Source organism: Brevundimonas sp. (genome assembly GCF_036399195.1).
GTDB lineage: Bacteria > Pseudomonadota > Alphaproteobacteria > Caulobacterales > Caulobacteraceae > Brevundimonas.
In genome coordinates, this window is record NZ_DASWNO010000066.1 from 1 (window position 1) to 12,438 (window position 12,438).

Consider the following 12,438-nt stretch of genomic DNA (forward strand, 5'->3'; position numbering starts at 1 on the left):
AGAACCGGCCCCTCGCCTTGCGGCAAAGCCGCCCGCGCGCCCTTGGCCACGTCGGGCGCGAACGCCTCCAGTTCGGCCAGCAGCACGTCCGCGCGGACCATGAAGTTGCCGCTGTTCCACAGGTAGCCGTCGCGGACGTAGGCCTCGGCGGTGGCGCGGTCCGGCTTCTCCACGAAGGCGCGGACAGGCGAAAGGCCGGCCGCTTCGGGCTGGATGTAACCATAGGCCGAGGAGGGTTCGCTCGGTCTCACGCCGAAGGTGATGATCCGCCCCGCGTCCGCCGACGCCGCGGCCTCATGAACCGCCGCCCTGAAAGCGTCGCCGTCGGGGATGTGGTGGTCGGAGGCGACGAACAGCGCCAGCCCCTCGGGAGCCAAGCTCGCGATCCATTCCGCCGCCGCCGCCATGGCGGGCGCGGAGTCCCGCCCTTCCGGCTCCAGCAGAACCGTCGCTTCGAGCCCGAGGGCGGTGAGCTGCGCGGTGATGAACGGCTCATGGCTCAGCCCGGCGACCACCAGCACGCGCCCGCCGTCGGCGGCCAGCGGCCCCACCCTCAGCGCGGTGTCCTGGAACAGCGAAAGATCGCTGGCCAGGTCGATGAACTGCTTCGGCCGCGCCGGACGTGAGGCCGGCCACAGCCGCGTGCCGGCGCCGCCGCACAGGATGACCGGAAAAATCGCCAATGCAGCTCCCCCTCGTCAGGAGGGAATAGACGCCGGACGGTCCGGTCGCAAACCTCGCGGACCTAGAATTTCCGGCCCCAGCTTCCCATCAGGCTGTAGGCCGTGTCGGAGGACCGGATGTTCTGGTCATCGCGCGTGACGACACCGCGGAGCGACAGGGCCGAGCCGTCCGGCAGGCGGTGGACGCTGCCCAGCGACATGTCGATCTGCCGACCGCTGGGACGGGCCGAGAAGGTCCGCTCCGAGAAGGTGGTCGCGTCGAAATACTCCGCAGGCGAGTCAGGCAGGAAGGCCCGGAACGTACCGCTCTCCGTGCGCAAGGGCTGCTGGATCGACCAGGTCAGGCTCTCGCAACCGAAGCCGAACGACTTGCAGAACGTCGTCAGACCCACGGCCCAGGTTGAACTGAGCGCCGTTTCGGACAGGCTCAGGAACCGCCCTTCCAGATCCGTGCGAGCCCAGCCCATCTCTGCGTTCAGGAGCAGGTTTGAGCGCAGCGCGAACTGGCCCGAGACCGAGCCGAAGGTGGTGGTGCTGGGGAGAGCGAGGCCGGAGTCGAGCGGGGCATAGGAGCCCAGCGGACCCATCTTCTCGTCCAGACCGCCGACGGCGAAGCGCAGGCGGCTGGTCGGGTTGACCTGCAGGTCGGCGACGAAGCGGGCGTAGCTGGAGACGTCCTCTTCCTTGGTCTGGAAGGGCATGGCCCGGTCGCCGCTGCCGGTGTCGGCCGTCAGCGTCAGGGCGCCCAGCCGCACCGCACCCAGCCAGGCCGTGTCGACCTGGGCCAGGGACGCGAAGTTGTCCGCGGCCCCGAGCGAGAAGGGCGATCGCGCGCCGTTCCGTCCCTGCCAGTAGGCGACCATGCCGTTCCCGGTCGCGAACTCCAGCGTGACATCCTCGCGCCGGCGCTCGTCGAGCCAGGGCGTGATGACGCTGGTGGAGGCGGCGAGGTCGTAGGGACTGTCCTGCATCGCCGCGCTGGTGGTCAGCGACAGCGTGGAGCCGAGCGGACCGGGCGCGGTCAGGCGCGCCTGCTCGCGCGGCGCCTGCGGCAGCAGGCTGGCGGCGCCGCGGGGGGCGAGGCCGTAGCTGCCGGCCAGATCGACCCGGAACAGGCGGTTGAAGTCGTCGCGGCCGACCGTCCTCAGGCCTTCCGCGACGCGGATCGCGTCGCCGAAAGCCCCGCCGGTGTAGGCGAAGCGCTGCTCGGTGACCTTCACGGCGTCGCCGGTGCTCATGGCCACCTGGGCCGGACCCACGGGCTGGAAGGCGCGGGCGATATCCAGCAGGCCGCGGCCCCAGATCGCATCCGTCCCCGCGTCGCCCGCATCCCGCGCGGTGGCCAGCAGGATCTGAACGGCCTCGCGGCCGGTCAGGTTCGGGAAGGCGTCGAGCAGCAACGCCATCGCCCCGGCCACGGCGGGCGCGGAAAACGACGTCCCGCTCACGCGCCAGCAGGCGGTCCCGTCGCAGGACGTCACCACCTGGTCGCCCGGCGCGCTGATGTAGACGCCGGCCGAGACCCCGGCGCGGTTGGAGAAGGAGGACATCGCCTCGACCGCATTGTGCGAGCCCACGACGATGATGCTGCCGGCGTAGCGGGGGTCGCTGGCGTAGCGGCCGGGCCACTCCGGGCTCGCGCCAGCCTCGTTGCCCGATGCGATGGCGAAGACGAGCCCGGCGTTGACGGCTCGCAGCAGGGCGGCCTCGAAGCCCGCGCCCAGAGGAGCTTCCCCGCCCAGCGACATGTTCACGATGCGGACATTGTTGGCGATGGCGTAGTCGATCGCCCGCACAAGGTCGCTGGAGCTGAAGCAGACCGTGTCGTCCGGGTCCTTGCAGTCGCTGATGTCGGCGCGGATCGACACGATGGTCGACTCATAGGCCACGCCCACCGTGCCGAAGCCATTGGACGCCGCCGCGATGATGCCGGAGACGTTGGTGCCGTGGGCCGGCCGGTTCTCAGGGCCCAGGGTGCCGGTGGGCTGGTTCCGGCCGATGACCACATCCGTCGACAGGGGAGAGATGCGGCCGGCCAGATCGGGCTGGTTGAAGTCGATGCCCGAGTCGATCACGCCGACATTGATGCCTGCTCCCGTCGCGCCCGTGTTCCACGCGGCGACGGCCTTAGTGTTGGCGACGCCGTAGTTGCGCAGATATTCGGCCGACGTCACGGACGGCGGAGGGGTCGGCGGCGGCGGAGGGGGAGGGGGCGGCGGGGGCGGTGGAGGAGGGGGAGGCGGAGGGGCCAGCGGGGGCGTGACGATGCCGCCCCCTGCGCCGCCGCCGCCGCCCCCGCCGCCACAGGCGGCGAGCGGCGTCAGCGCCGCGGCGACGAGAAGGGCTCGGGACGCCAGTCCCAGTGCAACGCGGCTGCGCATTTCGCTATCCGAACCAGGCCCCCGCGCCACCGTAGAGCGAAGAACGCGGGTTGTGCAATGCATACAAGCACGTCACCGCCGGTAAACAAATCGCGAACGATTACGGCAAACTGGCGCCCTTTACGGGATCAGGACATCGGCGGCGACGCGCCCGCAGGCTCGGGGGGCGCCTCCGGAACCTCAAAATCGGGGGCGAGCGTCGAGGGGCCGGGCGCGACCGCCGCCCGCGGATTCAGCGCGGCCGTCGCTTCGAGGAACGTGCCCGGCTTCATCGACGGCTCCTGGGCGGTCGCAAGGCCGATGACCCGCGCGAGATCCGCGATGAAGCTGATGCAGTTGCGGCGACGCAGGTCGTAGACGGAGCCTTCCGGTCCATTCCACCAGTCCGCCCTTGCGCGCACCGCGCGGTACGCGTCGTCTGTCACCTTGAGCCGCAGATAAGGCCTTCCCTCCCCGACATAGCGGGCCTCGGGCGTCGCCACCACGCCGGCGCCGCGTGCGAACAGGAGCTGGGGCCCAGGATTTTTCGCGGTGAAGCCCGCCGCCCAATCCACCGCGTCGCCCGTGTCCTCGAGCGACCCCGAGGCGTGGACGTAGGCGTGGGGGAACAGAAGTTCTCCGCCCCGCACCCGCGCGCCGGGGTGGGCGTAGAAGGTCAGGGTCACCTCCGCCAGCGCCGGGCCCGCCGCCATCGCCAGCAGCAATCCCGCCAGCAGGGCGCGTCTCATCTTGCCGAACATTCAACTCTCCGCGCCCCGGCCCATACTGGGGGACGGCAACCGAACGTGCAAAGGCGGCGCGGGATGCCTCTCGACGCGACCCGGCGGATCGGCCACCGTCAGGCTGTTCCCGGGGCCTGCGTCCCGTCGCCGCAGCGAGCCTGAGCGTGACCCTTCCGACCGCCGCCGCCGATCCCCATCCGGCCGAATGGTGGCGCGGCGCGGTGATCTACCAAGTCTATCCGCGCAGCTTCGCGGACACCAACGGCGATGGCGTCGGCGACCTGCCCGGCGTTACGGCGCGGCTCGACCATATCGCCTCGCTGGGCGTGGACGGGGTCTGGCTGAGCCCTTTCTTCACCTCGCCGATGAAGGACTTCGGCTACGACGTGGCCGACTATTGCGATGTGGACCCGGTGTTCGGGACGCTCGCCGATTTCGACGCGCTGATCGCCCGGGCCCACGCGCTGGGCCTGAAGATCATCATCGACCTGGTGTTCGCCCACACGTCCGACCAGCACGCTTGGTTCGCCGAAAGCCGGCGCTCGCGCACGGGGGACAAGGCCGACTGGTACGTCTGGGCCGATGCGAAGCCGGACGGCTCCCCGCCCTCGAACTGGCAGTCGGTGTTCGCCGGCCCGGCCTGGACCTGGGACGCGCGGCGCGGCCAGTATTACATGCACAACTTCCTGCCGGAGCAGCCGCAGCTGAACCTGCATCGGGCGGAGGTGCAGGACGCCCTGCTGGACGCCGCCCGCTTCTGGCTGCAGCGCGGCGTCGACGGCTTCCGGCTCGACGCCATCAACTTCGCGATGCACGACCCGGCGCTGACCGACAATCCGCCGCTCCCGCCCGGCGGCAAGCGGACCCGGCCGTTCGACTTTCAGGACAAGCTGCATAACCAGTCGCAGCCGGGGATCGTCCATTTCCTGATGCGTCTGCGCGCCCTGACCGACAGCCACGGCCGCGCCTTCACCGTGGCGGAGGTGGTGGGCGATCGAGCCGATGCGGAGATGAAGGCCTTCACCGCGGGGCACGACCGGCTGAACAGCGCCTACGGCTTCCTCTACCTGTACGCGCCGGCTCTCCGCGCCGCCCTGGTGCGGCAGGGCGTGGCGGCGTGGGACGGGTGCGCCGGCCAGGGCTGGCCCTCGTGGACCTGCTCAAACCACGACGCGCCCCGCGCCGTCTCGCGCTGGGCCGAGGGCCGCGACCCACGCGCCTTCGCCGAGATGGCCATGCTGCTGCTGATGACCCTGCGCGGCAACGCCTTCATCTATCAGGGCGAGGAGCTGGCTCTGCCGCAGGGCGAGGTGCCGTTCGAGCGGCTGGTCGATCCGGAGGCCATCGCCAACTGGCCCCAGACCCTGGGACGTGACGGCGCGCGCACGCCGATGCCATGGCGGGCCGACGAGCCGTTCGCCGGCTTCTCGACGACCGAGCCCTGGCTGCCGCTGGACCCCCGTCACCGCCCGCTGGCGTTGGACCGTCAGGAGCAGGATCCCGCCTCCATGCTGCACGCCACACGCCGTCTGGTCGCGCTGCGAAAAACGCGCCCGGCGCTGGCGCGCGGCGAGATGCGGCTGCTCGACAGCGCCGGTGAGGTCCTGTGTTTCGAGCGGAGCCTGAACGGTGAGCGCCTGCTCTGCGTCTTCAACCTCGGCCACGATGCAGCGCCGTGGACGCGGCCGAGCGGGTTCAGCGTCGTTGAGCAGGTGAATATCGGCTCCGCCTCGCCGGGCCAGCTGCCGCCGATGGCCGGGCTCGTGCTGGCGCCCGAGGACGCTCGGGGCTAACGAAGGCGGATGAGCACGCAAGGCCCCGTCCTCGTCACCGGCTCAGCCGGCTTCATCGGCTTTCACACCGCCCAGCGGCTGCTGGCGCGGGGCGAGACGGTGATCGGCGTCGACAACCTCAACGCCTATTACGACCCGACGCTGAAGCAGGCGCGGCTGGACCGGCTGCTGGTCCATCCGGCCTATGTGCACCACACGCTCGACCTCGCCGACCGCGAGGGCATGGCGGCGATGTTCGCGAAGCATGCGCCCCGCCGCATCGTCCACCTCGGCGCCCAGGCGGGCATCCGCTACAGCGTCGAGAACCCTGAGACCTATGTCGACTCCAATGTGGTCGGCTTCCTGACGGTGCTGGAGGGCGCCCGGGCGACGCGGGCCGAGCATCTGGTCTTCGCCTCCACCAGTTCGGTCTTCGGCGCCAACGCCGCCCTGCCCTTCTCGGTCCAGCAGGGCACGGCGCATCCGCTGAACGTCTATTCGGCCACCAAGCTGGCCAATGAGGCGATGGCGCACGCCTACGCCTACATCTTCGGCATCCCAAGCACGGGCCTGCGGTTCTTCACCGTCTACGGGCCTTGGGGCCGGCCGGACATGGCCCTGTTCAAATTCACCCGCGCCATCCTCGAAGGCCGGCCGATCGATGTCTATGGCGAGGGCGCCATGGAGCGCGACTTCACCTATGTCGACGACATCGTCGACGGAGTCGTCGCCGCGCTGGACGACGTGCCGGCGCGCGACCCGTCATGGCGCGCCGAGAGCCCCTCCCCCGCCACCAGCGGGGTCGCCCCGTGGCGGATCCTGAACCTCGGCGCCGGCCGCCGGGAGCGCCTGTCGCGTTACATCGAGGTGCTGGAACGGGCGCTGGGCCGCGAGGCCGTGCTGAACCTGATGCCGACCCAGGAGGGCGAGATGACGCGCACCGAGGCCGACGTCAGCGAGACCCGCGCCTCGCTCGGCTACGAGCCGCGGACCCCCATCGACGAGGGCGTAACCCGGTTCGTCGACTGGTACCGCGGCTTCTACTCGGTCTGAGACAAGAAAAAGGGCGGGACCGCGCCGGCCCCGCCCTTCTCCGCTCATCGTCCGGCCTATTGAACCGGTCGGCCGTAGATGTCGACGACCTGCACGTCGGCGAAACCGAGCGCCCGGATCTTCGGCTCGATCGTCGCGCGGTCGCCCACCACCACCCAGGTCTGGGGGCCCGATCCGACCACGCCGCGGGCCGCGGCCGTGGCCTGAGCCGCCGTCATGGCGCCGACGGTGGCGGCGTAGGTGTCGTAGTAGTTTTCGGGCACGCCCCAGACGACCATGTTCTGCAGTTCGCTGGCGATGGCGGCGTTGGTCTCCCAGTTGCCGGCCAGCCCCTGCACCATGTTGGCGCGCGCGGCCTGAATCTCGGCGTCGGTCAGGGGACGGGCGCCGACCACCTCGGTCAGTTCGCGGCGCAATTCCGCAAGGCTTTCGGCGGTCTTGTCCGACTGCACGCCGGCGCTGACCGAGTAGATCCGCTCGCCCCGGCCATAGGGGACGCCGCCGCCGGCGCCGTAGGACCAGCCCTTGTCCTCGCGCAGGTTCATGTTGATGCGGCTGGTGAAGGCGCCGCCGAGCGCGGTGTTCATCGTGTCGATGGACGCTTCCGTGGCCGGATCGAAGGCGGGCACGACGCGGCCGCCGACGATGGTCGACTGCGGACCGGCGCGATCGACGATCAGGATGCGCGGCTGGCCCGACGGCTCCGGCGCGTCAGCCGGACCGGGCTTGGCCGGCATCGGCGCGGAGGGCGCCTGCCAGCGCGCGAAGGCGCGTTCCAGCTTCGGCGTCAGCTCGGCGAGGGTGGTGTCGCCCACCACCACCAAGGTCGCGTTGTCCGGCCGGAACCAGGTCTGGTGCCAAGCCTCCGCGTCCGCCGGCGTCAGCGTCGCGACGGTCTGTTCCGTGCCCGAGGCCGGACGGCCGTAGGGGCTGGTCGGGCCGTAGAGTTCGCGGCTCAGGATGCGGGACGCGATGGCGCCCGGGTTGCGGTTCGACTGCTGGATGCCCGCGACCTGCAGGGTGCGTACGCGCTGGAAGTCGTCGGGACGGAAGGCCGGGTTCATGACGACGTCGGCGTACAGATCGAGCGACGGGTCGAGGCGGGCGGAAAGGGCGGTCATGGAGACGTTGGTCGACGTCGAGCCGGAGCCCGCGCCGAGCGTCGCGCCCAGCAGCTGAAGCCGGTCGCTGATCTCGATGGCCGTCAGCTCGTCCGTGCCGTTGGTCATGACCTGCGGCGCCAGCTGGGCCAGGCCCGCCTTATCGTCCGGATCGACCACGGCTCCAGCGTCGAGGATCAGGTTCATCGAGACCGTCGGCACGCTCTCGCGGCGCACGAACATCACCTTGAGCCCGTTCGACAGTTGGGCCCGTTCGATGGTCGGGAAGACAGCCTGCGGCGCCGGCCCCACGGCCGGCACGCCCGCCGAGCGATCCACGCCCGTCGCCGCGACCGAGTAGTCGGGGAAGGGCAGGACCTCGAGCGAATAGCTGCCGTCGGTCAGCCAGCGGCGGCCGGCGTCGGTCAGGTTGCGCGGCGTCGCGTCGACCACGCGCTGGTAGCTGGTGCGCCAGGCCGCCGGGTCGCCGAAGAAGACCTCGGACGCGGCCAACCGGTCGGATTTCCCGCCGAAGCCGCCGATCCGCTCCAGCCCCCGGATGAAGCCGGCGGCGTTCTGGGTGCGGACCCGCTCGAGCTCCTCCGCGGTCGGGCCGTCGCGCAGCAGGCGCGCCATCTCCTCATCCACGATGGCTTCGATCCGGTTCAGGTCGCCGCCGGCCTTTGCGGTCGCCGTGAGGGTGAACTGACCCGCGATCTGCCGCCCGCCCGCGTTGGCGGATACGCCAGTGGCCAGCTGGTCGTCGATGACCAGCCGCTTGTACAGGCGCGACGAGCGGCCCGAGGCCAGCACGTCGGCCAGCATGCTGAGGTAGTCCGTGTCGGCCTCGCCCGTCGGGGTGATGTTCCAGACCTTGTAGAGACGCGGTTGGCCCACGCGGTCGTACATGACCTCGCGCTGGGCTCCGACCATCGGCACGACCCACCGGGCCGGCTGGGTCACGGGCGGCCCCGAGGGGATGTCGCCGAAGTAGCGCTGGACCTTCTCCCGCGCTTCTTCGGGGCTGATGTCGCCCGCCAGGACGATGACGGCGTTGGCGGCGCCGTAATAGTCGCGGAACCACTGCTGCACCGTCGGCAGGTCCGCCGCGTTCAGGTCGTCCATCGAACCGATCACGGTGTGGCCGTAGGGGTGCTCATCGGGCCAGGTCGCCGCCGTGATGGCGTTGAAGACGCGGCCGTACGGCTGGTTCTCGCCCTGGCGCTTCTCGTTCTGCACCACGCCCCGCTGCTCATCGAGCCGGGCCTGGTCGATGGCGCCGAGCAGATGGCCCATCCGGTCGCTCTCGAGCCACAGCATGGCGTCGAGCGCCGAGGTCGGGACGTTCTGGAAGTAGTTGGTCCGGTCGGTGTTGGTGGTGCCGTTCTGGTCGGTCGCCCCCAGCAGTTCGGTGCCCTTGAAGAAGTCGGTGTTGTAGTTCTCGGACCCGTTGAACATCAGGTGTTCGAACAGGTGGGCGAAGCCCGAGCGGCCGGCGGGCTCGTCCTTCGAGCCGACGCCGTACCAGATATTGACCGCGACGATCGGAGCCTTGCGATCCTCGTGCACGATCACCGTCAGACCGTTGTCGAGAACGAATTTCGTGAAGGGGATGTCGACGTCCGGCAGCGGGGCGAGCCGCTGCTGGACGGCCGCGGCGGCCGCGGGAGGAGCGGTCGCGACCGACGGGGCCTCCGCATGGGCGGCGGCCGCGGTGAGAAGGGCCGTTGCGGCTCCTCCGAGCAAGGCGAGGCGACGGGCGTTGCGCATGGATGATTCCCCCAGGAACTGCGGCGATCAGGATTTGGCCGGGCGCAGTGGGGCCAACTTGTTGCCGCTACGCAAGTGTGAATTGTTGCGAGTCTGCAAATCGTTCGCCGACCGCCGATCTACGCGGCGGAACAGGTCGCGCCGGAGCCACGGCAACGGTCGGGCCGGCTCGGCGTTGACCCGCCATGGCGGCACGCGGCGAACTCGACACCTACAAGGCCAAGCGCAACTTTTCGGCCACGCCGGAGCCGGCGGGCAAGAAGGGCCGCGCAAAGACATCGGCCTTGACCTTCCTGGTCCAGCGCCATGCCGCGACCCGGCTCCACTACGACTTCCGCATCGAGGTCGACGGGGTGCTGAAGTCGTGGGCGGTGACCAAGGCGCCGTCCCGCGACACGGCGGTCAAGCGGCTGGCGGTGGAGGTCGAGGACCATCCGCTCGACTACGGTTCGTTCGAAGGGACCATTCCCGCCGGCAACTACGGCGCCGGCACGGTGCAGATGTGGGACCGGGGCACGTGGGAGCCGCAGGAGGCGGACCTCGACGCGGCCTTCGCCAAGGGCCAGATCAAGATGATCCTGCACGGCGAACGCCTGAAGGGGAAATGGGCGCTGATCCGGCTCAGGGCCGACCGCGGCAAGCCGTCGAAGCGCAACAACTGGCTGCTGATCAAGGAGCGCGACGAATACACCGTCGAAGGCGAGGGCGACGCCAACATGGAGATCGACGCCTCGGTCGTGACCGGCCGCACCATGGCCGAGATCGCAGGCGGTTCGAACGAGTGGAAGAGCTCGAAGCCGAGCGCTCGCAAGGCGCCGGCCGCGCCCAAGCCGACCAGGGCGGCGGCCAGCAAGTCCAACCGCCCTCCGGCCTTCGTGCCGATCCAGCTGTGCAAGATCGCAGACTATCCGCCGCGCGGCGCCGGCTGGGCGCACGAGATCAAGTTCGACGGCTATCGGGTCCAGATCGGCGTCGGCGGCGGCAAGGCCACGCTGCGGACCCGCAAAGGCCTCGACTGGTCGGACAAGTTCCGGGTCCATGCCGAGGATGCGGCGCACTGGCCCGACGGGGTGGTGGACGGAGAGCTCTGCGCCCTGGCCGAGGACCACATGCCCGACTTTTCGGCGCTGCAGGCCGCCATATCCAGCGGCGACACGGGCGGGCTGATCTATTTCGCCTTCGACCTGCTGTTCGAGGGTGACGAGGACCTGCGCGGCCTGCCTCTGTCCCACCGCAAGGCGCGGCTGCAGGCCTACATTGATCGCATACCGCAGAGCGCCGCCAGACGGGTCCGTTACGTCGACCATTTCGCCACCACCGGGCAGGCCGTTCTTGAGAGCGCCTGCCGGATGGATCTTGAGGGGGTGATCTCCAAGAAGCTGGATGCTCCGTACTCGGAGGGCCGTTCCACGACCTGGCTGAAATCCAAATGCCGGGGCCGGGACGAGGTGGTGATCGGCGGCTGGACCTCCGAGGGCGACCGCTTCCGGTCCCTGATCGTCGGGGTGCAGGACGTGGACGCCAAAGACGGCGCGGGCCTGCGCCACCTGGGGCGCGTCGGCACCGGCTACGGCCAGCCGCTGCTCAAGACCCTGCTGCCGGCCTTGAAGGCCGCGGAGACGGACCAGAGCCCCTTCGTCGGCAAAGGGGCTCCCAAGAAGTCGCGTGCCGGCGGCCAGACCACCCACTGGGTCCGGCCGGTGCTGGTCGCCGAGGTCGAGCACGGCGGCTACACCGACACCGGCTCCCTGCGGCAGGCCGCCTTCAAGGGGCTGCGCGAGGACAAGACCGCGGCGGAGGTCACCGAGGACCCTCAGGCGCCTTCACCCGTATCGAAGGACAAGGGCCAGGTTTCTGCTCCGCCGCAATTCGCCATGCCTGCGGTCGGCAAGGGCAAGCAGAAGCTGGTCGTCGCCGGCGTCACCATCTCCAACCCCGATAAGGTGCTGTGGCCTGCCGTGGATGGTCGGCCTGCGATCACCAAGGCCGAGCTGGTCCGCTATTACGAGATGGCGGCGGAACGCATCCTGCCCCACGTCGCCGACCGGCCCGTCTCGATCATCCGAGCGCCGGAAGGCATCAACGGTGAGAAGTTCTTCCAGCGCCACGCCATGCCAGGCTCGAACCCGCGGCTGAAGCTGATCGATGTGAAGGAGCGCAAGCCCTACGTCGGCGTGGTCGATGTCGGCGGCCTGGTGGCCATCGGCCAGTCGGGCGGGCTGGAGCTGCACCCCTGGGGCTGCAAGCCGGGCGATCCCGAGACTCCGGAGCAGATCACCTTCGATCTCGACCCCGACGAGGGGCTCGACTTCAACGACGTCATCGCGGCGGCGAAGATGGTGCGCAAGCGGCTGGAGGGTCTGGGTCTGCCGGCCTTCGTCAAGACCACCGGCGGCAAGGGGCTGCACGTGGTCTTGCCGATCAAGACCGACGCCCGCAGCCGCATCGACTGGGACGAGTGCAAGGCCTTCGCCAAGGGCGTCTCCGAACTGATGCGACGCGAGGACCCCGATCGCTTCACCACCACGATCGCCAAGAAGGCGCGCGGCGGGAAGATCTTCCTCGACTATCTGCGCAACGGCCGCATGGCGACGGCCGTGGCCCCGTGGTCGGCGCGGGCCCGGCCGGGGGCGGGGATCGCCTTTCCCCTGTCGTGGGCGCAAGTGAAGACGGGGCTCGACCCGCGCGCCTACACGCTGCACGACCCGGCGGCCCTGCTGAAGAAGCCGGATCCGTGGGCGGATTTCCGCGCCTCGGCCGTCAGCCTGCGCCCGGCCATGAAGAAGGTGCTCTGACCCTTCTTCCAGTGAGGTGAACCGGCTAAACCTGAGCCATGAGCTCCGCCCCCCTGCCCGACGCCGGATCGAACTGGGTGGACCGCCATGCGCCGGAAAGCCTGAAGCCCTGGCTCAAGCTCGGCCGCTTCGACCGACCCATCGGGATATGGCTGCTGCTGC

At 70.0% G+C, this 12,438-nt stretch carries 7 protein-coding genes and 1 pseudogene; 4 read left to right on the forward strand and 4 right to left on the reverse strand.

The features are described 5' to 3' along the window. The 3 genes from VGB60_RS03325 to VGB60_RS03335 form a co-directional block, all read right to left on the reverse strand. Positions 1-683 (reverse strand): sugar phosphate nucleotidyltransferase (locus VGB60_RS03325; protein WP_331036860.1); only part of this gene is annotated, 683 nt, incomplete at its 3' end. Positions 684-745: 62 nt separating this feature from the next. Then, the gene (locus VGB60_RS03330; RefSeq protein ID WP_331036861.1) at positions 746-3,064 is read right to left on the reverse strand and encodes a S8 family peptidase; all 2,319 of its coding nucleotides are present in this window, start codon (positions 3,062-3,064) and stop codon (positions 746-748) included. A gap of 128 nt (positions 3,065-3,192) precedes the next feature. Continuing rightward, positions 3,193-3,804 (reverse strand): hypothetical protein, encoded by a 612-nt coding sequence (locus VGB60_RS03335; protein ID WP_331036862.1) that lies wholly within the window; start codon positions 3,802-3,804, stop codon positions 3,193-3,195. Between the two features lie 140 nt (positions 3,805-3,944). Here VGB60_RS03335 and VGB60_RS03340 point away from each other — a divergent pair, with 140 nt between their 5' ends. Both VGB60_RS03340 and VGB60_RS03345 read left to right on the forward strand, forming a co-directional pair. Then, entirely contained in the window at positions 3,945-5,579 is a 1,635-nt protein-coding gene (locus tag VGB60_RS03340; protein ID WP_331036866.1) for an alpha-glucosidase, read from the forward strand. 9 nt (positions 5,580-5,588) lie between these two features. Continuing rightward, complete coding sequence (locus VGB60_RS03345; RefSeq protein ID WP_331036863.1) at positions 5,589-6,611, forward strand: NAD-dependent epimerase/dehydratase family protein; 1,023 nt, start codon at positions 5,589-5,591, stop codon at positions 6,609-6,611. Positions 6,612-6,667: 56 nt separating this feature from the next. Here the strand turns inward: VGB60_RS03345 and VGB60_RS03350 are convergent, their stop codons facing one another. Next, positions 6,668-9,481, reverse strand: coding sequence for a pitrilysin family protein (locus VGB60_RS03350; protein WP_331036864.1), 2,814 nt, complete (start codon positions 9,479-9,481; stop codon positions 6,668-6,670). Positions 9,482-9,666: 185 nt separating this feature from the next. Between VGB60_RS03350 and ligD the strand changes: the two genes are divergently transcribed. Both ligD and VGB60_RS03360 read left to right on the forward strand, forming a co-directional pair. Next, positions 9,667-12,276 (forward strand): DNA ligase D, encoded by a 2,610-nt coding sequence (ligD, locus tag VGB60_RS03355; protein WP_331036865.1) that lies wholly within the window; start codon positions 9,667-9,669, stop codon positions 12,274-12,276. Positions 12,277-12,314: 38 nt separating this feature from the next. Beyond that, positions 12,315-12,438 (forward strand): annotated as a pseudogene (locus tag VGB60_RS03360) (4-hydroxybenzoate octaprenyltransferase); the annotation flags it as partial.